The organism is Cellulophaga tyrosinoxydans (assembly GCF_900176415.1).
Lineage (GTDB): Bacteria > Bacteroidota > Bacteroidia > Flavobacteriales > Flavobacteriaceae > Cellulophaga > Cellulophaga tyrosinoxydans.
In genome coordinates this window covers 837,422-864,358 of sequence record NZ_FWXO01000001.1, presented here as the reverse complement: position 1 = coordinate 864,358, position 26,937 = coordinate 837,422, and the positions used below count along the sequence as shown (strand labels likewise).

Annotated in this window: 30 protein-coding genes; 8 read left to right on the top strand and 22 right to left on the bottom strand. The window is 33.4% G+C overall.

The window, feature by feature from the left end; all coding sequences use genetic code 11:
• The first annotated feature begins 112 nt into the window (after positions 1-112).
• The 5 genes from B8963_RS03945 to B8963_RS03925 all read left to right on the top strand — a co-directional run bounded on the left by B8963_RS03945 (position 113) and on the right by B8963_RS03925 (position 5,278).
• A complete protein-coding gene (locus B8963_RS03945) occupies positions 113-1,336 on the top strand; it encodes a leucine-rich repeat domain-containing protein (RefSeq protein WP_084060103.1) in 1,224 nt (407 codons plus the stop codon).
• A gap of 222 nt (positions 1,337-1,558) precedes the next feature.
• Positions 1,559-2,566, top strand: a complete 1,008-nt coding sequence (gene recA / locus B8963_RS03940; protein WP_084060100.1) for a recombinase RecA — start codon at positions 1,559-1,561, stop codon at positions 2,564-2,566.
• An 86-nt stretch (positions 2,567-2,652) separates the two neighbouring features.
• Entirely contained in the window at positions 2,653-3,075 is a 423-nt protein-coding gene (locus B8963_RS03935; protein WP_084060097.1) for a hypothetical protein, read from the top strand.
• A 33-nt stretch (positions 3,076-3,108) separates the two neighbouring features.
• A complete protein-coding gene (locus B8963_RS03930) occupies positions 3,109-3,657 on the top strand; it encodes an RNA polymerase sigma factor (RefSeq protein ID WP_084060095.1) in 549 nt (182 codons plus the stop codon).
• A 49-nt stretch (positions 3,658-3,706) separates the two neighbouring features.
• Positions 3,707-5,278 (top strand): hypothetical protein, encoded by a 1,572-nt coding sequence (locus tag B8963_RS03925; protein ID WP_084060093.1) that lies wholly within the window; start codon positions 3,707-3,709, stop codon positions 5,276-5,278.
• A 16-nt stretch (positions 5,279-5,294) separates the two neighbouring features.
• Here the strand turns inward: B8963_RS03925 and B8963_RS03920 are convergent, their stop codons facing one another.
• A complete protein-coding gene (locus tag B8963_RS03920; protein WP_084060090.1) occupies positions 5,295-6,032 on the bottom strand; it encodes a lysophospholipid acyltransferase family protein in 738 nt (245 codons plus the stop codon).
• 71 nt (positions 6,033-6,103) lie between these two features.
• Between B8963_RS03920 and trpS the strand changes: the two genes are divergently transcribed.
• Positions 6,104-7,072, top strand: coding sequence for a tryptophan--tRNA ligase (gene trpS / locus B8963_RS03915; protein ID WP_084060088.1), 969 nt, complete (start codon positions 6,104-6,106; stop codon positions 7,070-7,072).
• Between the two features lie 218 nt (positions 7,073-7,290).
• Here trpS and B8963_RS03910 read toward each other — a convergent pair whose 3' ends face one another.
• The 3 genes from B8963_RS03910 to dprA are packed head-to-tail and all read right to left on the bottom strand — an operon-like array spanning position 7,291 to position 9,143.
• Complete coding sequence (locus B8963_RS03910) at positions 7,291-7,692, bottom strand: ACT domain-containing protein (RefSeq protein ID WP_084060085.1); 402 nt, start codon at positions 7,690-7,692, stop codon at positions 7,291-7,293.
• A 9-nt stretch (positions 7,693-7,701) separates the two neighbouring features.
• A complete protein-coding gene (locus B8963_RS03905) occupies positions 7,702-8,031 on the bottom strand; it encodes a DMT family transporter (RefSeq protein ID WP_084060083.1) in 330 nt (109 codons plus the stop codon).
• An 8-nt stretch (positions 8,032-8,039) separates the two neighbouring features.
• The gene (gene dprA / locus B8963_RS03900; protein ID WP_084060081.1) at positions 8,040-9,143 is read right to left on the bottom strand and encodes a DNA-processing protein DprA; all 1,104 of its coding nucleotides are present in this window, start codon (positions 9,141-9,143) and stop codon (positions 8,040-8,042) included.
• A gap of 103 nt (positions 9,144-9,246) precedes the next feature.
• Here dprA and B8963_RS03895 point away from each other — a divergent pair, with 103 nt between their 5' ends.
• Together B8963_RS03895 and B8963_RS03890 are read left to right on the top strand one after the other, a co-directional pair.
• Positions 9,247-10,197 carry an HU domain-containing protein gene (locus B8963_RS03895; protein WP_084060080.1) on the top strand — a complete coding sequence of 317 codons (951 nt, stop codon included), beginning with the start codon at positions 9,247-9,249 and terminating at the stop codon, positions 10,195-10,197.
• A 57-nt stretch (positions 10,198-10,254) separates the two neighbouring features.
• The gene (locus tag B8963_RS03890; RefSeq protein WP_084060079.1) at positions 10,255-10,770 is read left to right on the top strand and encodes an acyl-CoA thioesterase; all 516 of its coding nucleotides are present in this window, start codon (positions 10,255-10,257) and stop codon (positions 10,768-10,770) included.
• Between the two features lie 6 nt (positions 10,771-10,776).
• Here the strand turns inward: B8963_RS03890 and B8963_RS03885 are convergent, their stop codons facing one another.
• From B8963_RS03885 to atpB, 18 genes are all read right to left on the bottom strand, one after another.
• Entirely contained in the window at positions 10,777-11,460 is a 684-nt protein-coding gene (locus B8963_RS03885; RefSeq protein WP_084060076.1) for a DNA alkylation repair protein, read from the bottom strand.
• Positions 11,461-11,508: 48 nt separating this feature from the next.
• Complete coding sequence (locus B8963_RS03880; protein WP_084060074.1) at positions 11,509-12,738, bottom strand: murein hydrolase activator EnvC family protein; 1,230 nt, start codon at positions 12,736-12,738, stop codon at positions 11,509-11,511.
• Between the two features lies 1 nt (position 12,739).
• Positions 12,740-13,504 carry a lipoprotein insertase outer membrane protein LolB1 gene (locus tag B8963_RS03875; protein ID WP_084060072.1) on the bottom strand — a complete coding sequence of 255 codons (765 nt, stop codon included), beginning with the start codon at positions 13,502-13,504 and terminating at the stop codon, positions 12,740-12,742.
• A 12-nt stretch (positions 13,505-13,516) separates the two neighbouring features.
• Entirely contained in the window at positions 13,517-14,464 is a 948-nt protein-coding gene (locus B8963_RS03870; protein WP_084060071.1) for a tetratricopeptide repeat protein, read from the bottom strand.
• A 63-nt stretch (positions 14,465-14,527) separates the two neighbouring features.
• Positions 14,528-15,544, bottom strand: coding sequence for a sugar phosphate nucleotidyltransferase (locus B8963_RS03865; protein ID WP_084060070.1), 1,017 nt, complete (start codon positions 15,542-15,544; stop codon positions 14,528-14,530).
• A gap of 104 nt (positions 15,545-15,648) precedes the next feature.
• Positions 15,649-16,083 carry a dUTP diphosphatase gene (gene dut, locus B8963_RS03860; RefSeq protein ID WP_084060069.1) on the bottom strand — a complete coding sequence of 145 codons (435 nt, stop codon included), beginning with the start codon at positions 16,081-16,083 and terminating at the stop codon, positions 15,649-15,651.
• Entirely contained in the window at positions 16,080-17,543 is a 1,464-nt protein-coding gene (locus B8963_RS03855) for a lipopolysaccharide biosynthesis protein (RefSeq protein ID WP_084060068.1), read from the bottom strand. The genes dut and B8963_RS03855 overlap by 4 nt, the downstream gene beginning before the upstream one ends.
• Positions 17,544-17,593: 50 nt before the next feature.
• Entirely contained in the window at positions 17,594-18,112 is a 519-nt protein-coding gene (locus tag B8963_RS03850; RefSeq protein WP_143312467.1) for a hypothetical protein, read from the bottom strand.
• Positions 18,113-18,227: 115 nt separating this feature from the next.
• Complete coding sequence (locus B8963_RS03845; RefSeq protein WP_084060066.1) at positions 18,228-19,475, bottom strand: TCR/Tet family MFS transporter; 1,248 nt, start codon at positions 19,473-19,475, stop codon at positions 18,228-18,230.
• Positions 19,476-19,607: 132 nt separating this feature from the next.
• On the bottom strand, positions 19,608-20,162 hold the full coding sequence (locus B8963_RS03840; RefSeq protein WP_143312465.1) for a hypothetical protein: 555 nt from the start codon (positions 20,160-20,162) through the stop codon (positions 19,608-19,610).
• Complete coding sequence (locus tag B8963_RS03835; RefSeq protein WP_084060064.1) at positions 20,159-20,656, bottom strand: RNA polymerase sigma factor; 498 nt, start codon at positions 20,654-20,656, stop codon at positions 20,159-20,161. Before B8963_RS03835 ends, B8963_RS03840 begins: the two co-directional genes overlap by 4 nt.
• A gap of 6 nt (positions 20,657-20,662) precedes the next feature.
• Positions 20,663-21,499 carry an alpha/beta hydrolase gene (locus B8963_RS03830; protein WP_084060063.1) on the bottom strand — a complete coding sequence of 279 codons (837 nt, stop codon included), beginning with the start codon at positions 21,497-21,499 and terminating at the stop codon, positions 20,663-20,665.
• Between the two features lie 257 nt (positions 21,500-21,756).
• On the bottom strand, positions 21,757-22,617 hold the full coding sequence (gene atpG / locus B8963_RS03825; RefSeq protein ID WP_084060062.1) for an ATP synthase F1 subunit gamma: 861 nt from the start codon (positions 22,615-22,617) through the stop codon (positions 21,757-21,759).
• Between the two features lie 86 nt (positions 22,618-22,703).
• Entirely contained in the window at positions 22,704-24,284 is a 1,581-nt protein-coding gene (atpA, locus tag B8963_RS03820) for a F0F1 ATP synthase subunit alpha (protein ID WP_084060061.1), read from the bottom strand.
• Positions 24,285-24,344: 60 nt separating this feature from the next.
• The gene (gene atpH, locus B8963_RS03815; RefSeq protein ID WP_084060060.1) at positions 24,345-24,884 is read right to left on the bottom strand and encodes an ATP synthase F1 subunit delta; all 540 of its coding nucleotides are present in this window, start codon (positions 24,882-24,884) and stop codon (positions 24,345-24,347) included.
• 4 nt (positions 24,885-24,888) lie between these two features.
• Entirely contained in the window at positions 24,889-25,386 is a 498-nt protein-coding gene (locus B8963_RS03810) for a F0F1 ATP synthase subunit B (protein WP_084060059.1), read from the bottom strand.
• 96 nt (positions 25,387-25,482) lie between these two features.
• Complete coding sequence (atpE, locus tag B8963_RS03805) at positions 25,483-25,671, bottom strand: ATP synthase F0 subunit C (protein WP_013550335.1); 189 nt, start codon at positions 25,669-25,671, stop codon at positions 25,483-25,485.
• Between the two features lie 39 nt (positions 25,672-25,710).
• Positions 25,711-26,907 carry a F0F1 ATP synthase subunit A gene (gene atpB / locus B8963_RS03800; RefSeq protein ID WP_084060058.1) on the bottom strand — a complete coding sequence of 399 codons (1,197 nt, stop codon included), beginning with the start codon at positions 26,905-26,907 and terminating at the stop codon, positions 25,711-25,713.
• Between the last annotated feature and the right edge of the window lie 30 nt (positions 26,908-26,937).

Below are 26,937 nucleotides of genomic sequence, written 5' to 3'. Positions count from 1 at the left end.
TACTAATATTTAAGGTTAAAGATATAATTAAGGGGCAAAAATAGGATTTTTAAAGGGGCTGAGCAAAGGATAACTTATTTTAACTATTTTTAATAACGCGAAAAAAATTAAAATGAAAAATCCTATTTTAAAAATATCAATATTCTTAATCCTCATTAGTTCATGTAATAAAGATGACTCAAAAATAGAAATTCCTATTACTCCGGTATCTGATTACGAAATCTTGTCAGAGCTCTATAAATCCAATCCTGAAAGTTTGCTAAATTGGGATTTAGACGATAAGTCAATGGCAACTTGGAAAGGCGTTTATGTAGAAAATGGTAGGGTAAATTGGTTGACTTTTTACGGTTCAAATATTACAGTTTTTCCTAGCAATATGGAAGGACTAACGGAATTAAGAATATTAAATATTCAGCATAATAATTTAACAAGCATTCCAAATTTTATTTTTCAATTAAAAGACCTTCAAAATTTATCATTAGCTAGTAATTCTCTAGAAGAGGTCACTGACGAATTATCTAAATTAAATAAACTTGAGTCACTTTCTTTTTATGAAAATAAATTAAAGGTATTTCCAAAAGTAGTTTTTGATCTTAAAGAGTTAAAGGAATTACATTTAAATTTTAATTCTATTAAAGAAATTCCAAATGAAATTGGAAGTATGGCTCAGCTCACAACGCTATATTTAAAATTTAATGAAATTTCTAGCGTTCCAGAAGGTATCGGGAATCTCAAAAACCTAAAAAAGCTTGCAATTGGAGATTTTCTAGATCATATCCCATTATTTATTTTTGATTTAACTTTGTTAGAATATCTTGATTTAGCAGGCAATCGAATTACAGTACTCCCTAGGGAAATAAATAACTTAAAAAATTTAATAGGATTAAACTTGGGATTTAATAAAATTCAAAATGTTCCTGTAGAAATAGGCAATCTCATCAAACTACGTATTATTGATCTTGGTGACAATCAAATTTCAATACTTCCCGAAACAATGGCTACGTTAAATAATCTAGATTACTTAAGACTATCTAACAACATGTTAATGGGGGATCTTCCAATCGATTATAATAACACTAATCTATTATGGATGTATTTAGATGGTAATATGTTTTCTAATATTGATAAAAATATTGGAAACCTTTCTAATTTAAAAGATTTGTTTTTATATGAAAATCCAAATTTGAAAGAATTGCCTACAGAATTGGGAAATTTAGTTAAACTAGAAAGACTCAGTGTTTACAATACCGGACTTACTTTTATTCCACAAGCTATTTGTGATTTAGAAAAAAATGGGCTTACAATTATTAAAGGAGACAATGTAATCTGCCAATAAAAAAGACCTTGATAGTCCAAGGTCTTTTAAAGGCCACTTTAATTTTTCTTTTTCACAGAAATCTAAATTAATAATAGTGACCACCACTGCCCATTTTCAGAAGAATAATGGTATGTGCTATTGAGTTAGTTTTATGTAAGATGCAGGTTTTCTAAAAAGGTTGCTTTTCAAATTGTTATATGCGAAAAGAATTGGTAATTTAGCCTTTCTAATACAGAAAAAATGAGCGCAGAAAAAGAAGCAAAACTAAAAGCACTAAAACTTACACTAGACAAACTTGATAAAACTTATGGCAAAGGTGCTGTAATGAAAATGGGAGATAGCGTTGTTGAAGACGTTGAAGTAATTCCATCAGGATCTTTAGGTTTGGATATTGCATTAGGCGTAGGAGGTTATCCAAGAGGAAGAGTTATTGAAATATATGGACCAGAATCATCAGGTAAAACAACCTTAACGTTGCATGCCATTGCAGAAGCCCAAAAAAACGGAGGAATTGCTGCTTTTATTGATGCGGAACATGCATTTGATAGGTTTTATGCTCAGAAATTAGGGGTAGATATAGATAATTTAATTATTTCGCAACCAGACAATGGAGAGCAAGGTTTGGAAATTGCAGATAACTTAATTCGTTCCGGAGCTATTGATATTGTTGTGATTGATTCCGTTGCAGCTCTAACTCCAAAAAGTGAAATTGAAGGCGAAATGGGAGATTCTAAAATGGGTCTTCATGCGCGTTTAATGTCTCAGGCTTTAAGAAAACTTACAGGTTCTATTAGTAAAACACATTGTACTGTAATATTTATTAACCAGTTGCGTGAAAAAATTGGCGTAATGTTCGGTAATCCTGAAACTACCACGGGTGGTAATGCTTTAAAGTTTTACGCATCGGTACGTTTAGACATTAGAAGATCTACTCAAATAAAAGATACCGACGGAAATGTTCTTGGTAATAAGACTCGAGTAAAAGTTGTTAAAAACAAAGTTGCTCCACCATTTAAGCAAACGGAGTTCGACATAATGTATGGTGAAGGAATTTCGAAAGTGGGAGAAATCATTGATTTAGGAGTGGAATTCGAAATTATTAAAAAGAGCGGTTCTTGGTTTAGTTATGGCGATACTAAACTAGGTCAAGGTCGTGATGCTGTTAAAAATTTATTATTAGATAATCCCGAGCTCTTTGAAGAACTCGACGGTAAAATAAGAGAAGCCTTAACAACTGTTAAAGCATAGTAAAAATCCCGATGTAAATCGGGATTTTCTTTTTTTAGACGCAACCATTCCCTACTACTCACATCTAACTAGAAAAAATTTGAATCATGAAAAAAATAATAGCCTTTTCATTAATGCTTTTTACAGCATTAACATTTCTAGGATGTAGTTTAGGCGACGATCAAGAAAACTTTCATTTTGTTGCTTTACCAATTACAAGTGTTGAAATGCCAGACTCTTTTGTGTTAAATGAAACCTATCAGATAAAAGTTAAATATCTTAGGACTTCTGATTGTGAGTATTTTGAAGGTTTTGATATTGTAAAGGAAGAAACAACTGTTCGCAACGTTGCTGCAATTGGTTCTAAGTTAAGCGATTCTGATGATTGTCAAGAAATAGAACAAGAAATAGAAACTTCATTTAATTTTGTTGTACTCTATAATCAAACCTATACTTTTAAATATTTTACAGGAAATGATGAAAGTGGTGAGGCACAATATTTAGAAATAGAAGTACAAGTTACAGAATAACAAAAAAACCTCTTAATAAACATAACCAACATTTTGAGTCTAGAAGAACTCATAAAAAATTGCGAAAAAGGCAATAGAAAAGCACAAGAGCAATTGTACCGAGATTATTCTCGTGTGCTCTATGGCGTATGTCTTAAATATTCGCGTAATAAAACCGAAGCAGAGGATAATTTGCATGATAGTTTTATGGTTATTTTTAATAAAATAGGTCAGTTTAAACATAAAGGTTCGTTCGAAGGCTGGCTTAAAAGAGTTACGGTAAATACGGTTCTTCAGAAATATAGAAAAGAAGCTGCATTAAGCATTGTATCAGACACAATAGAGGAAGAGGTTGAGGTTGAGTCAGGGTACTTAGATATTAGCTTACCAATATTGTTAAAACACATTCAAGATTTGCCAAACAAGTATAGAATTACATTTAACATGTATGTTTTAGATGGTTATTCACATAGCGAAATAAGCGAAGCCTTAGGCACTTCTATAGGAACGTCTAAGTCTAACCTTGCTAGAGCACGAATGATTTTAAAAGAAAAAATAGAAAAAGAGTACAAACAAGATAGTATTTCACAACCGATGGAATAATGTTTTGTAAAGAAATAGTAAATAGAATAATTGCATAATTTTTTGCAGGATGAGTAAAAAAAGTATTGATGAATTGTTTAAAGAACGATTCAATGATTTTGCTGAAACTCCGGATCCAAAAGTCTGGGGTAACATTGAAAAATCATTAGACAAGAAAGCTTCAAAAAGAGTAATTCCTATTTGGTGGAAATTAGGCGGAATTGCTGCAGCTATTGCTGTATTTTTATATGTAGTAAATCCGTTTAATACAGTTACTGATAATAACATACAAATTAGCAACACACAAGAACAAGCTAAGGATAGTACAGATAGTAGTATTAAAACAAAAGCACCAAATCAAGAAGGGTATACTCATTCAGATTCACAAAAAAATGATGTTTTAGAAACAGAACAGCAGGTACAGGAAAATGTATCTAACACACCTTCTTATGTTCAAGAGAATAGTTCATCAAAAGAACAGGAAAATAACACTTCAAAATCAGCGTCTAAAAATAAGATAAAACAACAATTTAACCCTTCAAATGATGCTTTGGTTCAGGAATCACAAAAGCCTAAAACCAATACAGATTTAACAGCTGTGGCTAAAAATAACATTCAAGACAAGAGTAATGAAAACAAAGGCTTAGTTGCTAACAAAGAAGAAAGCGCAGTTGCTACAGCAAATGAATCAAAGAATGGAAAAACCATTGAGCAAAATAGTGGTACTCTAACCAAAACACCACAAGAGAAAAATATGAATCATGAGCAAAGCCAAAATGCCATTGCTGAGGTAGCTCAAAAAGAACTATTAGAAGCAAAAAAACCTGATGAAAAGAAAAAATCTATTTTAGATGAACTTGAAAAAGAAAAAGAGGTAATTGCTGAGAATAAGAGCAATAAATGGTCTGTTGGTCCAAATGTAGCTCCAGTGTATTTTAACGGAATGGGTGAAGGTTCGCCCATACACTCGTCATTTGCCCCAAATTCTAAATCTGGAGATGTAAATTTGAGTTATGGTGTTTCCGTGGCTTACGAGGTAAGTAAACGATTAAAAGTTCGTTCTGGCGTGTACAAAGTAGATTATGGTTACAATACAAATGAAATTGAGTTTAGTTCATCACTTGGCTCGTCATTCGCATCAAATGGTGACCCTCAAATAAGTAATATTAATTATAAGAGTACCTCAAAAAGTATTGTTGTACAAAGTACTGCTTCCGAACGCGTTAATTCGCTTTCTACACCTTCCTTTGCAAGTGATGCAACAGCAAAAAGTGCAGCACTACAGGGTAGTTTAACACAGCAATTCGGATATATAGAGGTACCTTTTGAACTTAATTACACAGTGCTAGACAAAAAATTTGGGGTTAATTTAATTGGTGGAATGAGTTCTTTATTTCTTGTGAATAATGATATTTTATTAAATTCTGGAGATCAAACTACAGAAATGGGAGAGGCCAATAATATTAATTCGGTGAATTTTAGTACTAATTTTGGTTTCGGGATTAATTATAAATTCACACCAAAGCTTCAATTTAATGTGGAGCCGTTATTTAAATATCAGTTAAATACATTCTCTAACAGCGCGGGTAATTTTCAGCCTTTTTCTGTTGGGGTGTATAGCGGAATTAATTTTAGGTTTTAATAGGCAATTACTACTGTTAGTTTTGAGTCAAATCATGCAAAATAGTTTCACGAATTTCTTCTCGTAAACTAGCTTTATGAGCTTCGTCTAAGTTTTCAGTTTCAAAAAAGCGATGCACTTTTACTCTTGTTTGCCCTGGCTTGCCTTTTGTTAAAGTAAATGGCAAACGTTCCTTATTATCAAAAAATGTCATTGGAACAATTGGTATTTTATGCGCAATAGCCATTTTAAATGCACCGTCTTTAAATTCATCAAGTAGCACATATTCTTCAGGCACTCCGCCTTCAGGAAAAATACAAATACTCAAACCTTGGTTCAGACGTTTTTGTGCTCGGCGGTATACTGCAGTTCTACTTCTACTATCTCCACGGTCTACCATAATGCAAACTCGTTTATAAAAAAACCCAAATACCGGAATTTTCACCAATTCCTTTTTACCTACAAATACAAAAGGATTGGGACTTACTTTCAACATGAGCATAATATCAAGCATGCTGGTATGATTTGCTACTAGCATATAACTTTTGCCTTTTACTAATTGTTGCTCTCTTTTTATTTTAGGCATGCAGCCCATGCCATATAAAATAAAATTAGCCCAAATATTGCGGGCAACCCAGAAAAATTGAGGATACCATTTTTCTGATGCTGATAGTAGTATAAGCAGCGGAAGAAAAATAAAAATTGGTATGGCAACTAAAATATAAAACCAAATTTGAAATAAAACACTGCCAGTTTTTTTGAAAATCGAAATCATAAAAGTAAAAATAACAATTTTACTAGGTTCTAGGATTTGTTTTACCTTTGCTTCTTAATTTTTTATTTAAAATGGCTCGAATTTTAACAGGAATACAAAGTACAGGTACTCCACATTTAGGAAATATTCTAGGCGCAATTATCCCTGCAATTAAAATGGCGAATGATCCAAAAAATGAATCTTTCCTTTTCATTGCAGACATGCATTCGCTAACACAGATTAAAAATGGCGAAGAACTTAGAAATAACACCTATGCAGTTGCAGCAACATGGCTTGCTTTTGGTTTAGATATTAGTAAAACTGTTTTTTATAGACAAAGTGATGTGCCGCAAACGGCAGAGCTAGCTTGGTATTTGAGTTGCTTTTTTCCGTATCAGAGATTAACACTTGCACATTCTTTTAAAGATAAAGCGGATCGTTTGGAAGATGTCAATGCCGGTTTGTTCACGTATCCAATGTTAATGGCGGCAGATATTTTGTTATATGATGCTAATGTAGTTCCTGTCGGAAAAGATCAATTGCAGCATATAGAAATGACACGAGATGTTGCTTCACGTTTTCATGCTCAATTGGGCGATACATTTGTACTACCGGAAGGGAAAATCCAAGAAGAAACCATGTATATTCCAGGTACAGATGGTGCAAAAATGAGTAAGAGTAAAGGCAACTTAATCAATCTTTTTCAGACCGATAAGCAGTTGCGGAAGCAAATTATGGGAATCCAAACCGATAGCACACCAATGGAGGATCCTAAAGACCCAGATACGGATACTATTTTTGCACTTTACAAAATATTGGCTTCTGAAGCTCAGATTGCTGAAATGCGCGCTAATTATCTTAATGGAAACTATGGATATGGTCATGCAAAACAGGCATTGTATGAAGTGATTGTTGAAAAATTTGCCGATGCTCGCGAAAAGTTTGATTATTATATGAACCACAAAGATGAAATAGATAAAGCCTTACAAATAGGTGCTGAAAAAGCACGAGGTGTTGCTAATGAAGTACTAAAAAGAGTTCGTACCAAAGTCGGATATTAAAACTACATTGCTCAATCACCCTAAAATATAAAACCGACTCGCAAGTCGGTTTTTTTTATTTGTAATCTTGATTTTACGCTTCTAAAATTTGATTTGCGTTGTTTTTTTATCGTTGTATGGTTCATAAAACTACATTTTATCTTAAAATTTAAGGTCAACAAACCCATTGGTTTGTTTAAAATGTTTAAAGTCAAGGGTAAATTACAGTTTAAAACCTATTATTTCATGCTTTTAGACAAAGCTAATAGCGCATCGATGGCTTTTTGTGCATCTTTCTGTGCTACAAAAATATGATCGTGAAAATAAGCCGCTATAACATTACAACTTATCTGGTGTTTGGCTAATTCATTAGAAAACGCAGCTGTTAATCCAACAGCATCTAAAGAAGAATGTACCATTAAAGTAATCCATGCGGCAACGTAGTCGTATGCCAGATGTAATTCATCTGCTGTGCTTTTTTCAAGAATTAATGTGGTGCCTTCAGGTTCTTTAAATTCACATATAATAGCAGTTCTATCAATGGCAATGGGTTCTTTTACTGTTACAAAAACATAGGATCCTTCATTAAGTTTCGGAGTCATGTTTTTAATTAATTCCTCTAAATTAGTTGTGCCTGCCATGGGGTATAATTAATTTGTTGCTACCATTTTTAATCCCACAATTGAAATCACTAAGGTAGAGATAAAGAACAACCTCCAAAAAGTAGCCGGTTCTTTAAAAACCAGTATTCCCACTAAAACAGTTCCCACGGCACCAATACCTGTCCAAACAGCATAGGCTGTACCCATTGGTAAACTGCGTGTGGCATAAATAAGCATTAGAAAACTAATGGTGGCACACACTAAAAACCCTCCAAACCATAAATACATTTCATTGTCGGTTGTTTCTTTGGTTTTTCCTAAACAGTACGCAAAAGCAACTTCAAATAAACCTGCAAAAATTAAAATAATCCAATTCATAATTTTGTTTATAAAGCTTCAAATAATTTTCCTGGTAAAGGTCGTATAACTCCTTTCATCTCCATATTTAATAGTGTTGCGGAAATTTTAAAAATAGGCATTTTACAATCCAACGCAATACTATCAAGAAGTTGCTTACCGCTTTTTTGCAAATAAGTGTAGATTTTTTGTTCGTCTTCGTCTAGATCAATAAATAATTGTTTTTGTACTGTTTTGGTTTTATTATCTTCTAATTCCCATCCTAAAAGATAAATTAAATCGGCCGCTGAGGTGAGCATATGAGCCTTTTGCTGTTTAATTAAATTATTACATCCGGTACTATACTTGTCTTCAGCGCGACCTGGAACCGCAAATACATCTCGATGGTAACTATTGGCAATATCTGCAGTAACTAAACTTCCGCCTTTCTCGGCAGATTCTATCACAATTGTAGCTTCACTCATACCAGCAATAATTCTATTTCTTTTTAAAAAATTCTCGCGTTCAGGATTACTCGTTGACCAAAATTCGGTGTAAAATCCACCATTTTTTTCTACATCCTTTACATACTTAGCATGTGCTTTTGGATAAATCTGATTAAGACCGTGGGCTAAACAACCTATAGTTTGCAAACCGTGTTTAATGGCTGCTTTCTGCACACAAATGTCTACTCCATAAGCAAACCCACTAACGATTATTGGGTTTAAAGGCGCTAAATCTTCAATAAGTTTTTCGCAAAAAGCACTACCGTAACTGGTGATATTACGTGTTCCGACAACGCCAATTATTTTTCGATTCTCTAAGTCTATATTCCCTTTTTTGAAAAGTATAATCGGGCTATCTATACAATGTTTTAAATAAGATGGGTACGCTACATCATTAAAAGTGACAACTTCTAGGTTATTTTTTTTGATAAAATCTAATTCCAATTGTGCTGCTTCAAGATAGGCAGCATCATGTAAATTTTTTAAAGTAAACTGGCCAATCCCGTCAATTTTTAATAGATTTTGCACTTTATCTTCAAAAATTGCGTTTGCACTTCCACAGTGTGCAATGAGTTTTTTTGCCGTTACATCACCAATATTCGGAATTTGCTGTAATCTTAAGGTTGAAATAAGCTCAAATTCAGTCATTTATAATTTTTTAGATGCGTTTACAAATTACAGGAAATAAAATGTTAATAAAAAGTAATGTGAATGGTTTTAAACCCTGTGTTTTTTTATAATATTTGTTCCAATGAGATTAGAACACTACATAGAAGAATTACTTTACCGATATAATTGTGTTATAGTTCCGGAATTTGGGGCATTTTTAACGCAATCCAAAGCAGCTTTTATTAAAGAAGAAACACATACTTTTTACCCACCATCAAAGGTAGTTTCGTTCAACGAACAATTAGTATCTAATGATGGCTTATTGGTTTCTTATGTTGCCGAAGCCGAAAAAACCACTTATGAAGATATGCTGCAACGTTTATCTGTTATAGGTAAAAATTGGAAAAAACAACTTTCCAATGGGGAACGATTAGTAATAGGTACTATCGGAAAGCTTTGGTTAAATACTGAAGGAAAAATTCTTTTTGAACCATCTGGTCAAGTAAATTATTTAACAAGTTCTTTTGGATTATCTTCATGTATTTCAGGTAAAATTACTCGTGAAATTTTAAAGACTGAAGTTGAAAAATTAGAGGAAGAAATTCCGTTTATTATTACCCCAGAGCAAAGAGAGAAAAAAGAGTTTAGACCCTATTTGAAATATGCAGCTGTAGTTTTCTTAAGCCTAGCTATGGGATTATCTGGTTATAAATTTTACCAACAGAATACAACTACCGATCAATTAGTGCAGCAAGATGCGCAAAAACAAGTATCTAAACACATAGAAGAAGCTACTTTTTTTGATACTACTCCATTAGAATTACCGGCATTAAACTTAAATGCTTCGGTAGTTGCAAAAGAACCAAAGACAATGTATCATATTATTGCTGGTGCTTTTAAGGTGAAAGAAAATGCCGACAAGAAAATTGAGCAATTAGTAGCAAAAGGATTTAATGCATCGTACATTGGTGTAAATAAGTTTGGTTTTCATGTGGTTAGTTTTGAAAGTTTTACAGAAGCAGACAAAGCGTTGAATTATTTACGTACCATTAAAAGAACAGAGTCAAACGACGCTTGGTTATTTCAAGAATAATCTACAATTTTTCATTATAGCAATTTAAGGGCTTATCTTTGCGCAAAAAATTAGCATATGAATTCTAAGACTCCGAGCGAATCTAGAACGGTAATGACCGATATGGTTTTGCCAAGTGAAACAAATCCATTAAATAATTTATTTGGAGGAGAATTATTAGCACGTATGGATCGCGCGGCTAGTATTGCGGCACGTCGTCATAGTAGACGAATTACGGTTACGGCATCTGTAAATCATGTTGCCTTTAATCAGTCAGTACCTGTTGGTAGTGTGGTAACTGTAGAGGCAGCCGTTTCTAGAGCCTTTAAAACTTCAATGGAGGTTTATATAGATGTTTGGATGGAAGATCGTTTTACAGGCACTAAAACAAAAGCCAATGATGCGATTTATACTTTTGTTGCTGTAGATGATACGGGTAAACCAACTGAAGTACCACAAATAGTACCGGAAACTGCTCTTGAAAAAGAACGATATGCTGCAGCTTTGCGAAGAAAACAACTTAGTTTAGTGTTAGCCGGTAAAATGAAACCTCACGATGCAACAGAGCTTAAAGCTTTGTTTATGGAGGGTTAAAAGATATTATTTAATAAGCCTTAAAGCTTCTCTTTTACTTAGGGGATTTAAGGCTTTTTTTTGAGTAAAATTCACCACCCATTCTGGATTTGTTCTGCTATATTCTCGCAAAACCCACCCTATAGCTTTATTTATAAAAAATTCTTTGGAGCCCAATAAGCTTACTATACACTTACTTAATAGTTGAGTATCTAGCCCCTCTTTATATTTTAACTGAAATAATAATGCTGATCTCTGTAGCCAAATATTATTGGATTTTAACCATTTGTCTACATACATTTCCTTTAGTTCAGGGAAGGTTTTAAAGTAATTGCCCATAAGTTTTACAGCAATAAAATCTACTGTTTCCCACCATGATTTGTTTACAACCATGTATTCATAAATAACAATATCTTGTTTTTGTACTTGCTTGGCGTATTTAAACACTAATTCTTGGGTAAAATACTGGTATTCGCGTTGTTCTTTTTGCCAAAGTTCTTGGGTTAAGACAAACAAATCTTTTTTTGGAGGTAGAAATTCTTTGATTAAAAAAGGACGTTGAATTGCTCTTCTAATAGTGGTTGTTAGTCCATAATATTGAAATTTATTACGAACATATGCTTGTTGGTTCGCGGCAATATGTGGGTTGGCATAAGATTCGAATTCATGTTTTAATGAATCAATAAAATCTTTACTTGTAAAATTAGCCATCGGTAACTGATTAAAAAACGCTTAGCAATGAAAAAAAAGCGAATAGAACTATAGCTGATAAATCCATTCTTCCGGATTTAATTTTGACGTATCTTGATACAAGTAAAATTTTAAAAGAGTTTGATTGTTTAGAACGTTGGTAAAAATTTCACCTAATTCCTCTTTGGTTTTAACTTTATCTCCTTTTTTCACATATACCTTAGAAAGATTGTAATAGGTGCTTATAAAGTTACCATGTTTCATTTGTACACCTTTATTTCCGCCAGGAACACTTATAACAGCAATTACTTCACCTTCAAAAATTGCTCTTGCTTTTGCGCCTTGGTCTGTTGCAATGATAACTCCGTTGTTCTGATGCTTAATACCAGGGTAAACAGCATCGTTATAAACACCAAAACCAATGCTCTTTATACCTTTTTCAACAGGCCAGATTAATTTGCCTTTGTTCGCCGAGAAATTGTTTGCAATTAATTTAGCTTCAGGTGTTAAAACAAACTTATCGGTTTTAGTGGTATTTCCTGCCTTTTTGTTAGAACTAACAATAGCACTACGGATTAAACTTTCTATTTGTCGATCTATTTCACGAGCTTCTTTTTGCTTTTTTTGAATCGCTGCGGTGTATTGACTTTCATTTTTTCGGATAGTAGCCAATAATTCGTTTTGCGTACTTTTTTCGGTTAAAAGTTGTTTTTTGGCTTCCGTATTTTCAGCGATTAAGCGGTCTTTTGTTTTACGCTGTTCCGTAAGTTCAATATTTAATCTTTTTAGTTCATCAGTCTTAACAACAATTTGTTCCCCTTGTTCTTTTCTGTATTTGGTGTATTGCTTCATGTATTGAAGCCTTTTAAAGCCTTGGTAGAAACTTTCTGAAGAAAGTAGGAACATGAGTCTACTTTGTTTTGATTTGTTCTGATATGACTTCTGAATCATTGTGGCGTAATCTTCTTTCAGCAGTTCTAGTTCCTCCCTTAGCTTACTAATATTTCTAATATTTGCATTAAGTTGGCGATTTAAAAGGTTGGATTGTTCATTGGTAACCCTAATCAATTGTTGCCGCACAGAAATTTTCTTATCTAAAGCATTCATTTGATCTAAAACATTCCCTTTTTCTTTCTTTTCCTTGAATAAGAGTTGGTTTATTTGTTGAATTTCTTTCTGCAGTTTTTCGCGCTTAGCTTCCAAGTTTTTTTGCTCGGTAGTTTGACTAAAACCAATTGAAGAAAACAGCAAAAAAGCAGTAAAAACAGCAAAAAGTCGATATGTTTTTGTTGCCAACATATTATTCTAGAATAATTTCTTTAAATCCTTTTGGGATATCATAAGGGAATTTTAAACTTCGGTTGAATTCTATATTTTTATATTCAATAGCAATTATACTCTCGTTACCATCCATAATTGCAGAAATATTTATTTCATTAGGAATTATTTTCTGATCTATTTCTTGATAATTTTTATAAGTGATATCTAATAAACGTCCTTTTTCTGGTTGGGAAATTTGTTGTGTACCAATTTTATAATGCTTGGGTTCTATTTGAAATAATATTTTAAATAAATCTAGTGCTTTTTTTGGTTTTAACTCGTAGTTTTCACTAGCAATAGAAACATCATATTTGTCTTTTCTTAAATCTAAAAGTGCTTCTCCCAAAAGTAAATTTTGCACCTTTTCAAAGTCTAATTCAGTGCCTAATAATTTACTTAAATATGAAAAATCACCATCAAAATACGTATTATCTAGCCTGTTGTAAAACGATACTCTGTTAGGTGTTATATACGCTTTTACCACTCCTAACGTAGCACTAATCCATATGGCTTTATCTTTTTCCATTCTTAGACTAACACTAAAACCCTGTGATGCATTTTTATCTTCGTAGTCTATTTTCATTTTGCCAGAAATAGTTTTAAAAGCTAATGCATTGGCATAATGCGACTTAATTACGGCTTTAGAGCTTAAATTGGTATCAACTTCACCACTGGTAATTATTTTTGTTGATTTACAGGAAGCGAATACAACAAGTAAAATACTAAGTACAATTTTTTTTATCACGCTAGTTTAAATTTAAAATCCTGGTCTAATTTTTCTTAGATATATGTTTGCTTTTACGCTGTTGTTTAATCCAGTATAAGCAGTTGAAAGTTCTTTATAAATTTTATTGGCTAATGAAATGTCATCTAGCATATAATCTAATGATTCTTCTAAAATACTTGCCGCTTCACGGTATCTCTTTTTCGTGTTTAAGGCCAATCCGCGAGCGTAGTAAAAATAAGGCTGCGCAGGATAATTTTCTAGAGCCTCTTTTGCAACCGTATCAAGTATTAAAAAGTTTTTAGCACGAATGATGTTTTCTATATTGTATCTATAATGGTCAATTGTACCTGTTTCATTAGTGGTAGAATCTGAATTAACAGTTGTGCTAAACGAAAATGTTTCGGTATTTTCTTCTTGCTCTTTTAATCCCATTTTTAATTTGGAATTAAGGTTTTCGGTAAATGCTGAATTTTTTAATGTATTTAAAACCTGAATGGCACTTTGGTAATTTTCCATCTGATAATACACTAAAGCTAAATTTTGTTTAAGATTAATATCTTCACTCGGAATTCTTGAAGCCACTTCAGAAATTCCACTTTGCTTTAGATTTAATATCGTAACAAGATTTTGTAAATACCAGATGTTTTCAGGATCGGAGTTTACAGCGTTGATTGCATAATCTTGAGCTAAATCTAGTTGTTTTGTTTCTCGGTATACCTTGGCCAATTCGTGGTCAACAGCTTTGGTCTCAGGATCTAGTTTTTTACAATCTAAAAATAGATGTATAGCTTTATCGTAGTTTTCGATCCCTTTTTGCTTCAGAGCTTCAAAGAATTTTTCTTGAAATTCATCAGAATAATCCTCAAGGTAAACAGAGGCGTTATCTTCTTCAGCGGTATTTTGTTCTTGAGAATAAGAAAGACTTGAGACTAAAAATAGCCCAAATAATAGAGGTGTTATGTATATCTTTCTTTTCATAAGTCTTAAAATCTGACCTTCCGTGTTCAAGAGAAGGCCAGTTATTCTTAAAGTTATTTTAGACTATTCTAAAATAGAATAATCTCCAATGCTAATGGACTCAAAATTTCCATTATAATGCACATGATTACCAATCATAGCATTGTCTAAATTAGCATTCATAATTTTAGTATTGGTCTGAATTAAGCTATTCTTAACAGTTGAATTCTCAATTACGGTATTTTTACCGATAGATACATAAGGACCAACAGTCGTATTTTTTAAAACTACATTTTCACCTATAAAGCAAGGTTCTATAATATTGGCATTTTCTAATTTTGCTGATTTAGCTATTAATTGCTCACCATCTGCAGCTAAAAACCCTAACATTCGCTGATTGGTTTCTATAGTAACTTCCTTATTTCCGCAATCCATCCATTCGCTAACGGTACCTGTTTTAAATATTTTACCGTTGGCCATCATACGTTTAATACCATCGTTAATTTGATATTCCCCGCCATTAATAATGTTGTGATCTAACACATACTGCAGTTCTTTCTTTAAGACAGCAACATCTTTAAAATAGTAGATACCAATTACGGCTTGGTCACTAACAAAAGTTTCAGGCTTTTCTACTAACTCTATTATTTCATTTTTGTCGTTTAAATTCACCACGCCATAAGCAGATGGGTTATCAACTCTTTTCGTCCAGATTACGCTGTCTGCCTCTTTGTCTAAATCAAAATCAGCACGAATTAGGGTATCTGCATAGGCGATAACAGCAGGGCCACTTAATGAAGGTTCTGCGCACATAATGGCATGTCCAGTACCTTTTGGTTCTAATTGACGATAAATACTACATTTAGCTCCTAACTCGGCGGATAGGGTTTGTAAATGTTCTATAACATCATCTCCGAAAAATGCAGGATCTCCTAAAATAAATGCAATTTCTTCAATTTTTTCATTTAAAACTCCTGCAATATCAGACACCAATCTATGAACAATTGGTTTTCCTGCAACAGGAATAAGCGGTTTTGGTACTGTTAAACTATGTGGTCTTAATCGTGAACCACGACCTGCCATGGGTACAATAATTTTCATTTTTAAAATATCAAATATGTTAATGTTTGTGCTTTGCTGTTATTGATAACGGTAGCATTGTATAAATATTTCCTTTTATTTCTCCATTGGAGTACATAGAATATTTATTTTAAACCAGTGCTTCCAAAACCACCTTCACCTCTTTTTGTTTCAGATAGGGAATCCACCAAATTCCAATCGGCACGTTCATGTTTTGCAATGACCAATTGTGCAATTCTTTCTCCATTTTCTACAACAAATGGTTCGTTAGATAAATTCACAAGAATCACGCCAATTTCTCCTCTGTAATCGGCATCGATAGTGCCTGGAGAATTTAATACGGTAATTCCTTTTTTAGCCGCTAACCCACTACGTGGTCTTACTTGCGCCTCGACACCAACAGGTAATTCTATGAATAACCCTGTTTTAATTATTGCGCGCTCTAAAGGTTGTAATGTAATTGCTTCTGGAATATACGCACGAAGATCCATTCCTGCTGAGGCATTGGTTTCGTAATGCGGTACATCGTGATTAGATTTATTGATAATTTTTATATTCATTTTTTAAATAGTATTTGTCTAAGTTTTTCATGTTCTAATTTATATACTAATGCCAGGAAAAGGATCAAAAATACGAGTCCGACTATAAAATGCTGATTGAAAACATAAAATGAAAGAATAGAAAAAAGAATAGAAACGGATAAATAGAATGTTATTTTGCGCGTATTATATGGAATAGGGTAATGTTTTTTACCGATGGAGTAAGAAAGCATCATCATTGTACCATACGCTAATAGTGTTGCAACTGCTGAAGCCATGTAACCAAATTTAGGGATGCCAAAGAAATTAATTAAAAGTGTTATAATTGCTCCAATAAGCGAAATAAAGGCTCCATAGCGTGTTTTATCAGTTACCTTATACCAAACCGATAAATTGTGATAAATACCAAGAAAAAAGCTCGCTAATATTAAAATTGGCACCACGGGCATTGCCTCCCAATAGGCCTCGTTTTTTACAATTAGTATTTTTAGTAAATCGGCAAAAACCACTACGCCTAATAGAATAATGCTCCCCAGAATTACAAAATAGTTGGTAATTAGGGCGTATGCTTTTTTAGGGTCTTTAGAGTCTGCATGGCTAAAGAAAAAAGGTTCAATACCCAATCTAAAACCTGTGGCAAAAAGCGTCATAAAAACAGCAATTTTATAACAGGCCGAATATTTACCAATTTCAGATTCTGCAATATTTTCAGGAAGGAGCCACTGAAGTAAAATTCGGTCGAATACTTCATTTATGGTAAATGCTATTCCAGCAATTAAGACTGGCATAGCATAATTAATCATTTTTTTCCAGAGCTCTTTATCAAAGTCATACTTGTTTTTCAGATAAAGTTCTAGCATTAATAATAGCGTTACTCCACTGGCAATTAAATTTGAAATAAAAATATAAGATATTTGATAGTCTAGTTTATACATCCAAGCGAAAACACTTGAAGGATTGGCAGTGACTATTTTTGGTAGATAAATTAGAAAAAAAACATTTAGACCTAAATTAATAGCAACATTACCAATTTTAATGATGGCGTATTTTGTGGATTTTTCGGTAGCTCTAAGCCATGAAAAAGGAATAATTACCAGCGCATCTAATACCAAAATGTAAATGGTAAACTGAATATACTTGACATCAATGCCACTCCAATTTGCCAATTGCTGTTGTAAAATTAAAGCCAATATAAAAAACACTACCGTAGAGACGATGATGGAGATGAGCGATGTAGAAATTACTTTATTCTTGTCTTCCGCTTTATAGAAAAACCTGAAAAAAGCAGTTTCCATTCCGTAGGCTAAAAACACATTAAAAATAGCTAGCCAAGAAAAGATTATAGAAACTTCGCCATACAATGCCGGATTGGGCATTACAGCGGTGTAAATAGGCACCAGAATAAAGGAAAGCATTCTTGGAAGAACGGTTGCTAAGCCGTAAACAAAAGTTTGCTTAAAGAGTTTTTTAAATGGATTCAACCTATGAAAATTAGGCCTTAAAAGTAGGTATTAATAAGGTGTCTACAAAGTTAGTTTTTTGGTTTGCTAGAATAAATTAGCGGCTGTAGGTCTTTTATACCTGAAATTTTTGTGTATTTCATAGTTTTCCCATCACCAATGATATATGAAATTACTGCTTCGTCGTTTTTTAATTCAAATGGAAATTCTGCTTTTTCACCAGTTTTTAATTTAGGAGGCTGATTACCAAACTCCTTTTTTGGATCGGCGTGCATGATAATGTCTGGTTTCTTTAAGTTTCCATTAGAAAATCTACCAATTGCAAAACGTTGACCATTTACTGTTTCAGTAGAAATATCTGTACTATCACCTCTAAAATAAAGTTGTTGCATTAAAATGGATTCTGTTTCTAAGTTGGTTAAAGGTATTCTAACCTCTAAACCAGAACCACTGCTTTCCATTCCACCAGTCCATTTTTGACAAGTTGGCCCATCAACAGTAAAAGGAGGGTTTGTTTGTAATTTTTTTTGCGAACTACAACTACTTAATCCCATTATTGCAAGTATCGTTAAGTAAAGAAATTGTTTCATGGTACTGTAAATTATGTATTGTAAAGGTATTATTTCAAAAGTAATGCCAAAAAGTCAAGGATAAAAGGTTTAAGCGCGATCAATTTGATGAAATACGTTTAGATCGATACTTTCTTTAAAGCATTTCTTCTCCAATTTTTGCATTCTCATCAGCTAACTTCATTTTTTTCATAGCAGATAACGTAATGATAAACGCAATAAATAAAAACAAAGCAGCTAGGGCGTAGGGGGCGCCTGGAAAATAGACATTCTGATTTGGACGTATAAAAAAATAAAAGACAGAAGAGAAAATTAATTGGCCTAAAATAGCAGTAAGGCTTAACAAACTTGTAATAGCGCCTTGAAGGTTTCCTTGTTCTTTTTCAGAAACTTGATTTGATATAACGCCTTGTACAGTAGGACCGGCAATGCCACCCAATGCATACGGAATAAGGAAAACATAGAGCATCCAAGGGGAACTGGCTATAGAGAATAAGAACATACCTATGGTCCAGAGTAGAAATCCGAAAGTGATAACTTTTCTTTTTCCAAATTTTTTGACAAGAACCCCAACTAAAAAGCCTTGAACAAAAGCAACTAACAGGCCAACAATCATTAACGATATTCCAATTTGTTTGGGATTCCATTGATAGCGTTCAATACCATAATAAGACCAAACCGATGGTAACGATTGCCCTGCGAGGTTAGCTAGAAAAAACGCTAGAATTAATAAAAGAACCCCTTTGTAATTTTTAAAACTTAATAATGAAACGCCTGGAATCATTTTAAATAATTGTGCGGGTCTTCTATTTTCCGAAATTAATGATTCAGGAACCAAAAATAGCCCAAATAGAAAATTGGCGAAAGTTAGTCCAGCGGCAATATAAAAGGGTAGGCGGATATCTATATTCCCAAAATATCCTCCAATACCAGGACCAATAATAAACCCTAATCCGAATGCTGCTCCAATTAGTCCAAAATTCTTAGGTTTATTCTCTTTGGTGCTTATATCAGCAATATATGCTGAGGCTACCGTAAAACTCGCACCCGTAATACCAGCTAAAAACCTGCCTAAAAATAGCCAAAAGATAGAAGGAGCCCATGCGTGAATAAGATAATCAATGGTGAGTCCAAATAACGCTAGTAATAAAATAGGGCGTCTGCCATACTGGTCCGATATTTCTCCAAGAATAGGGGAGAATAAAAATTGCATGCCAGCGAAAGCAGCAGTCAGCCACATGCCGTAAATAACTGCCTTATGAATGCCCTCTCCAGTTAGTTCCATTATTAAATCGGGAATTATGGGAAGAATGATTCCTATTCCAATAACATCGACTAATATCGTAATGAATATAAAAAGTAGTGCGCTTTTCTTTGGTTTCATAAGTGCCACAAAAGTCGATTAATTTCTGCATTTCTTTAGAATTAATCAATTTTTTTAAAGGTAAAAACCTCCCAAATTGAGAGGTTCTCCAAAGTTAATTATTCTAAAACAAAGATTTAAGTATATTTTATACTAGCTTTTAAGTTCTCTTAGAATAGCAAGTTCTTTTCTTATTTGTGTAAAAATTAGCATACCTAACAAAAGCAACATTACTAATGCCGAAACGATAATGTAGTTATAGAAACCTGATGATAGGTTGGCCTTAAATGCTGGCAGAAGGAGTATAAATCCTATGCTATAGAGCAGAATGATTATAGGGGTCCAAATTAAATGTGTATTAACCCTTGTTTTATAGTAGTTAATCATTCTTATTTTAAAATTTTCTACCGTAGTACTTACATTAAGATTATTGAGCATTTTAATACTCCGCATTTCCAAAGCTACTCGTGTTGCTAAAGATATAATCATTAAAAGCAACGAAAATGTTACTAGCAAATCGTTATAAGCTGAAATGTAAATGAAAAAGAATATAAGTACTATGACCGTTATGACTAATATAACATTAGTAAGCTTTTGCTTTTTTTTAATAGTGTTAACCTTTCTAATAATTAGTTCATGCCCATTTTCAGCTGGAACTTGACTCTTCTGAGAGTTCCATTGCGATTGTATTTCATCAAATGATTTCATTTTTGAACACATTTAGTTAATTCATTTTTAATTCTGTGTATTCTAACACGGATAGCTTCGTGATTTAAGCCCATTATTTCAGCAATTTCTTTTTGTGGAATTCCTTCTAATTCTAATAAAACGATACTTTTATTTTCCTTATTTAAGTTTTCAATACAGCGGTATAGACTGGCTAATTTTTGCTCTTTTTCTACTGTAGAATTTTGTTCTTCTTCAGGATGACTTTCAAGATTGTTTAACAGTTTTAATACCGGAATATCTTTCTTTTTTCTTAAATATAATAAGCATGTATTCACAGTTATTCGATATACCCAAGTTGAAATAGCTGATTCTTGTCTAAACGATGATAAATTTTCCCATGCTTTTATAAAAACCTCCTGACATAGCTCATTAGCTTGTGTACTATTTCCTTTCATATAACCAAGACATAATCTATATACCTTTGTATAATTCGTCTGATAGAGGTCTTTAAAAAGGGATTCTAAATGGGTCATATTTCTTTATAAAGCCGTTTTTATTTCGTTTAATAACCATACAGGTTGGTCATACATAATAAAATGTGCTGATTTGGGTGCAAATTTTATGGTATACCCTTCTAGATTTTTATACTGTTCTTGATAGGTCTGTTTTACGGTAGTTTCTCCATAAGGTTCTGTTGCAGCTAAAATAGTTAATGGAGATTTAATACTGGAAATAGAATCTCTTAAGTCTAATTTAAGTAAATCGGTATATCCATAAACATACGTTTCCCTATCAGATTGAAGTATCCAATTTTTTATTTGCGCTCTTTTGGATTCCGTTAATGTCATTCCTTGTGCCATTTGATCTGCCATTTTTTCAAAGTTAGCTTTGTCCATGTTAAGAAGCTGAGTGTTGTAAGGGTTGTCATATACCATATATTCGCTTTTAAAATTGGGCATCATTAAAGCTCCTGTTGAGGGTAACGCATCTACGACAATAATTTTGTTGTAATTGTCATGTTCTGAGGCTAACCATAGCGCTAGTGCCCCTCCTAGGCTGTGACCTATTAAGGTGGGTTTATGAAGTTTTTCTTTAAGAATATAGACTTCTATACTTTCCTTTATTTTTGATAGCCAAGGTTTTTCTATTGCTGGTACTTCGCCAAAACCAGCAAATGTAAATACATGACATTCGTTCGTTTTAGAAAGTTCTTGCACAACATCGGTCCATACCGCTTCAGTGCAGGTGAATCCAGGGAAGAGTAAGATAGGTTCTCCTTGGCCAATAACAGACACTTTAAAAGCCTTGTCTTGGGCATTACCTGTTGATGCCAAAATTAATAATACTAATGCGGCAATAGTTTTAAAAGTTTTCATGGTAATTAATTTAAGTTGTTTCCCTTTAGATGCATATAGAAAAAAATGTTACATTAATTTGAAGTAAATAATGAAAAAACCCCGCATTTGCGGGGTTTTTAAATTGTAAAAAGCTTTTCTTTTCTAAGAATATGACTTCGCTATCGCTATGTCTAATTGTTTAACGCTTCTGCTATTTTCTAATTTGACTTCGCTATCGCTACGTCTAATTGTTTAATGCTTGCGCAATTTTTAATTTGACTTCGCTATCGCTACGTCTAATTGTTTAATGCTTCTGCACCACCAACAATTTCTAAAATTTCGTTGGTAATAGCTGCTTGTCTCGCTTTATTATAGGTTAATTTCAACTGATTTCTTAATTCTGTTGCGTTATCTGTTGCTTTATGCATAGCCGTCATACGTGCGCCATGTTCACTAGCAAAAGAATCACGGATACCTTTGTATAATTGTGTTTTTAACGATTTAGGAATCAATTGCTCAACGATTTCTAATTTAGAAGGCTCGTAAACATAATCAGTGTTATTATTTGCCTCACCTTCCATAGGAACAATTGGTAAGAATTGCTCAGTCATTACAATTTGAGTTGCTGCATTCTTGAACTTGTTATACACAATTTCAATCTTATCATAAGTGCCATTCGTAAATAATGCCATTAATTCTTCAGCAATAGCAGAAATAGCATCAAAAGTCAAATCTTCATAAACTGAGCTATGATTTTCGATAACGGTATATTTCTTTTTAAGAATATCATTGGCTTTCTTTCCGATCGCCATAAATTCTACCTGCTTACCTGCATATGTTTGGTTTGCTAAAAGCATACTCTGCTTGATAATGTTGGTATTGAAAGCGCCACATAAACCTCTGTTTGAAGTTATAGCTACTACCAATACTTTATTTACCTCACGGTTTTGTGCATATACACTACCAGCATCACCTTCAAGACTAGCACTTAAACTTTGTAAAAGCTCAGTAAGCTTGTCGGAATATGGACGCATAGCAGTAATAGCATCTTGGGCTTTCTTCAATTTTGCAGCAGATACCATTTTCATGGCACTAGTAATCTGCATTGTGGAAGATACCGAAGCTATTCTGTTACGTATTTCTTTTAAGTTTGCCATATATTTTAGTATTTAGTATTGCCTACAAAATAGTTAGAGAAAATCTGAACTTTTTGTACGCAATACTCTTGACTCAATACTCAGTACTAATTTTTATATTTCGCTGATAGATCTTTGCAAACTGAAGTTAATACATCAATAACTTCATCTGTTAATTTACCTGCTTTTAAAAGATCTAAAGAATCTCTATGCTTTACATTTAGGTATTCAATAAAATCTTTTTCAAATTCTTTTACTTTCTCCACAGGAACATCTCTTAACAAGTTCTTAGAACCTGCATAAATGATTGCTACTTGGTCTTCTACAGTAAAAGGATCGTTTTGTGCTTGCTTTAAAATTTCAACGTTACGACGTCCTTTTTCAATTACGTTTAAGGTAGCCGCATCTAGATCAGATCCAAACTTAGCAAATGCTTCTAATTCACGGAACTGAGCTTGATCTAGTTTTAAAGTACCAGCAACTTTCTTCATGGATTTAATCTGAGCGTTACCACCCACACGAGATACTGAAATACCTACGTTAATAGCTGGTCTAACACCTTGGTTGAATAAATCTTGTTCTAAGAATATCTGACCATCAGTAATCGAAATTACGTTGGTTGGGATATAAGCAGAAACGTCACCCGCTTGCGTTTCAATAATCGGCAATGCAGTTAATGAACCACCACCTTTTACGATAGGCTTTAAAGCATCAGGAAGATCGTTCATGTCCTTAGCAATCTTATCATTAGCGATAACCTTTGCAGAACGCTCTAACAAACGAGAGTGTAGGTAGAAAACGTCACCTGGATACGCCTCACGTCCTGGTGGTCTTCTTAATAAAAGAGAAATCTCTCTATAAGCAACCGCTTGCTTCGATAAATCATCGTAGATAATTAAAGCTGGTCTACCAGTATCTCTAAAATACTCGCCAATTGCAGCACCTGCGAAAGGAGCGTATACTTGCATAGAAGCTGGGTCAGATGCATTAGCAGCAACTATTGTTGTATATGCTAAAGCTCCGTTATCTTCTAAAGTTTGTGCAATGTTTGCTACTGTAGATGCTTTTTGACCTATAGCAACATATATACAATAAACTGGCTCACCAGCATCGTAAAATTCTTTTTGATTTAAGATGGCATCAATACAAACTGTTGTTTTACCAGTCTGACGGTCACCAATAACCAACTCACGTTGGCCAAGACCTACAGGGATCATAGCATCAATAGCTTTAATACCAGTTTGTAATGGCTCAGTAACTGGTTGACGATAAATTACACCAGGCGCTTTACGCTCTAATGGTAATTCATACAATTCACCAGAGATAGGACCTTTACCATCTATTGGCTGCCCTAATGTATTTACAACACGACCAACAATACCTTCACCAACTTTGATAGATGCAATTGTTTGGGTCCGTTTTACTACTGTTCCTTCTTTAATATCTCTAGATGGACTCAACAATACAACACCCACGTTGTCTTCTTCTAAGTTAAGAACGATACCTTTTAATCCGCCTTCGAATTCAACTAACTCACCATATTGTACGTTAGATAATCCGTAAACTCTTGCGATACCATCACCAATCTGTAGAACTGTACCTACTTCATTTAAAGAGGCTGTTGCTTCAAATCCTGATAATTGCTTTTTTAAAATTGCTGATACTTCAGCGGCTTTTACTCCTGCCATGATATTAAAGATATAAGGTGTAGTACAAAGGTAAATTTTGTAACCACGTTATTTTATTAATTATAAACTGTTTGTAAACTCTCTTTTTAAATTTCCTAATTTACTTGAGATGCTTGCATCATACTGTAAATCTCCTACGCGAAGCACAAAACCTCCAAGAATAGTAGCATCAACTTTATTTTCAATAACTACTTTTTTACCCGTAAGTTCAACCACTTTTTGAAGGATTTTTTTCTCCAAATCTGCAGTTAAAGGTACTGCCGTAGTAACAAATGCTACACCCTGTCCTTTTAAATCTTCGTTTAAGATGATGTATTTCTGAGCTACTTCGTACAACAAACCTATTCTTTTATTGTCTAACAAAGCTGTGATTAAACCTTCTGTAATTTGGTTAGATCCCTTAAAAACTTCAGAGATAACATTTTTCTTATCAGAACTTTTTACTACGGGACTGTTTAAATAATCAGAAAGTTCTTTACTCTCCGTAATTGTTTCTGCAATAGAACGCATATCTTTTTCTAAAGCATCCAAAGCCTTATTTTCTTTGGCTAGGTCTAAGGTTGCTTTTGCGTATCGTACCGCTGCTCTAGATTCGCTCATGGTTCTAATTTAATTTGATATCACCTAACATGTCTTCAACCAATTTTAATTGCTTGTCTTTGTTAGCTAATTGTTCTTTAATTACTTTTTCAGCGATTTCTACAGATAATGTAGCTACTTGATTTTTGATATCAGCAACGGCAGCTTTTTTCTCGCTAAGAATAGCTTCTTGGGCTTGAGCTAACATCTTGTCGCCTTCTGCTTTAGCTTGTTCTTTTGCATCAGCAAGCATATTATCTTTTATTTCACGCGCTTCTTTTATCATTGCTTCTCTTTCTGCACGTGCTTCTTGTAATAAACGCTCACTATCCGCAGTAATGTTCTGCATTTCTTTCTTTGCATTTTCAGCTGCAGCTAAAGCATCAGCAATACCAGTTTCTCTTTCGTTTAAAGAATTCAATATTGGTTTCCAAGCAAATTTAACCATTAATGCAATTAAGATTAATAGGATAAAAGCTTGCATGAAAAATAAGCCTATTGGAAAATCGTTAAAAATATCCATACGATGTTATTCTGTGTTATTTATTAGTTTACTTTTTAAAGCACAGTAGTAACCAACCGTTAATACTGTGCTTCAATTTGCTTTGATTGGAAATTATTATTTTCCTAAAAGTAAAGCACCGAATGCTAAACCTTCTAATAATGCTCCAATAATGATCATCGCAGTTTGGATTTTACCAGCTGCTTCAGGTTGACGAGCAATACCTTCCATTGCTTTACCACCAATCATACCTAAACCGATACCACCACCGATTACGATTAATCCTGCTCCAATTAAATTGTACATACTAAATTGATTTATATTAAATTAAAAAATAAACTCTGATTAAATAAAATCGCCTCTTACATCTTCTGCATCACTTACTTCGTGTCCATGAGCATCATGCGCATGCTCATGATCGTGTTCAGCTACTGCCATTCCAATAAATAGTGACGACAACATGGTGAAAATATATGCTTGTAAAAAGGCAACTAAAACTTCAATTACTGTTAAAAATAAGGTTAGTAATACAGATATTCCGGTAGCACCAGCTGTTCCGAATTGTGCTTTTAATAAAATCATTAATGCAGCGATACCCATTACTACAGAGTGACCCGCAGTGATGTTGGCAAATAAACGAACAAATAGTGAAAACGGTTTTGTTAATATACCCAATAATTCAACTGGAATTAACGCTATTTTCATCAATACAGGAACTCCTGGCATCCAGAAAATATGCTTCCAATAATCTTTATTTCCATTAAATTGGATAATCAAAAATGTAAATAACGCTAAACATACGGTAACTGCAATTTGTCCAGTCACGTTAAACCCAAGTGGAGTTAATCCTAATAAGTTTAGAATCCAAATAAAGAAAAACACTGTTAGTAAAAAACCCATGAATTTACGGTAGTGCTTGTCTCCTATGTTTGGTCTTGCTATTTCGTCGCGCACATATAATACTAACGGTTCCAATACACGAGCAAATCCTGTAGGGATTGGGCTTTTCTTATAACCGCTAGCTAAGGCTCTAAAACCTATAATCATTAACAAACCAGCTAATAACATTCCGAAAACACTTTTAGTGATTGAGAAGTCTAATGGTTTATGTACATTTTCTGGGTGATGGTGTTCATCGAAGCTAATTGCAGTTGCATTAGCGTCTAACTCGTATATTACACTATGTAATTTTGTGAATTTAGAACCACCGCGATTTACGATAACTTGACCGTTATCATCATGATGAAATTCTGATGACATAAAAGTAACTAATCCATTACTTGACCATAAGATTACAGGTAGTGGAAAACCAATATGTTTTGTCTCCCCAGCATCATTTGTATAAGAAAATAAATGAAAATCATGAGAATCTTTAAGGTGATGTTTGATATAATTGTCAATCCCCTCCTTAGTATTAATCTTGCCTTCATTTGCTTCAATTTTCTCTTCATGTTCTGGATCAGACATGGAAAACCCTTCAAATGAGAAGGTAAGGATAAATAATAAAGCTACTCTACTAATATATTTTAATGCTATATTCATTATAAATAATTCGAAAATTGACTCCTTAAA

Bases quoted from the DNA above. Each gene is read 5' to 3' on its own strand.
- B8963_RS03945 (WP_084060103.1), top strand. From the start codon at position 113: ATGAAAAATCCTATTTTAAAAATATCAATATTCTTAATCCTCATTAGT.
- recA (WP_084060100.1), top strand. From the start codon at position 1,559: ATGAGCGCAGAAAAAGAAGCAAAACTAAAAGCACTAAAACTTACACTA.
- B8963_RS03935 (WP_084060097.1), top strand. From the start codon at position 2,653: ATGAAAAAAATAATAGCCTTTTCATTAATGCTTTTTACAGCATTAACA.
- B8963_RS03925 (WP_084060093.1), top strand. From the start codon at position 3,707: ATGAGTAAAAAAAGTATTGATGAATTGTTTAAAGAACGATTCAATGAT.
- B8963_RS03920 (WP_084060090.1), bottom strand. From the start codon at position 6,032: ATGATTTCGATTTTCAAAAAAACTGGCAGTGTTTTATTTCAAATTTGG.
- trpS (WP_084060088.1), top strand. From the start codon at position 6,104: ATGGCTCGAATTTTAACAGGAATACAAAGTACAGGTACTCCACATTTA.
- B8963_RS03910 (WP_084060085.1), bottom strand. From the start codon at position 7,692: ATGGCAGGCACAACTAATTTAGAGGAATTAATTAAAAACATGACTCCG.
- B8963_RS03905 (WP_084060083.1), bottom strand. From the start codon at position 8,031: ATGAATTGGATTATTTTAATTTTTGCAGGTTTATTTGAAGTTGCTTTT.
- dprA (WP_084060081.1), bottom strand. From the start codon at position 9,143: ATGACTGAATTTGAGCTTATTTCAACCTTAAGATTACAGCAAATTCCG.
- B8963_RS03895 (WP_084060080.1), top strand. From the start codon at position 9,247: ATGAGATTAGAACACTACATAGAAGAATTACTTTACCGATATAATTGT.
- B8963_RS03890 (WP_084060079.1), top strand. From the start codon at position 10,255: ATGAATTCTAAGACTCCGAGCGAATCTAGAACGGTAATGACCGATATG.
- B8963_RS03885 (WP_084060076.1), bottom strand. From the start codon at position 11,460: ATGGCTAATTTTACAAGTAAAGATTTTATTGATTCATTAAAACATGAA.
- B8963_RS03880 (WP_084060074.1), bottom strand. From the start codon at position 12,738: ATGTTGGCAACAAAAACATATCGACTTTTTGCTGTTTTTACTGCTTTT.
- B8963_RS03870 (WP_084060071.1), bottom strand. From the start codon at position 14,464: ATGAAAAGAAAGATATACATAACACCTCTATTATTTGGGCTATTTTTA.
- B8963_RS03865 (WP_084060070.1), bottom strand. From the start codon at position 15,544: ATGAAAATTATTGTACCCATGGCAGGTCGTGGTTCACGATTAAGACCA.
- dut (WP_084060069.1), bottom strand. From the start codon at position 16,083: ATGAATATAAAAATTATCAATAAATCTAATCACGATGTACCGCATTAC.
- B8963_RS03850 (WP_143312467.1), bottom strand. From the start codon at position 18,112: ATGAAACAATTTCTTTACTTAACGATACTTGCAATAATGGGATTAAGT.
- B8963_RS03845 (WP_084060066.1), bottom strand. From the start codon at position 19,475: ATGAAACCAAAGAAAAGCGCACTACTTTTTATATTCATTACGATATTA.
- B8963_RS03840 (WP_143312465.1), bottom strand. From the start codon at position 20,162: ATGAAATCATTTGATGAAATACAATCGCAATGGAACTCTCAGAAGAGT.
- B8963_RS03835 (WP_084060064.1), bottom strand. From the start codon at position 20,656: ATGACCCATTTAGAATCCCTTTTTAAAGACCTCTATCAGACGAATTAT.
- B8963_RS03830 (WP_084060063.1), bottom strand. From the start codon at position 21,499: ATGAAAACTTTTAAAACTATTGCCGCATTAGTATTATTAATTTTGGCA.
- atpG (WP_084060062.1), bottom strand. From the start codon at position 22,617: ATGGCAAACTTAAAAGAAATACGTAACAGAATAGCTTCGGTATCTTCC.
- atpA (WP_084060061.1), bottom strand. From the start codon at position 24,284: ATGGCAGGAGTAAAAGCCGCTGAAGTATCAGCAATTTTAAAAAAGCAA.
- atpH (WP_084060060.1), bottom strand. From the start codon at position 24,884: ATGAGCGAATCTAGAGCAGCGGTACGATACGCAAAAGCAACCTTAGAC.
- B8963_RS03810 (WP_084060059.1), bottom strand. From the start codon at position 25,386: ATGGATATTTTTAACGATTTTCCAATAGGCTTATTTTTCATGCAAGCT.
- atpE (WP_013550335.1), bottom strand. From the start codon at position 25,671: ATGTACAATTTAATTGGAGCAGGATTAATCGTAATCGGTGGTGGTATC.
- atpB (WP_084060058.1), bottom strand. From the start codon at position 26,907: ATGAATATAGCATTAAAATATATTAGTAGAGTAGCTTTATTATTTATC.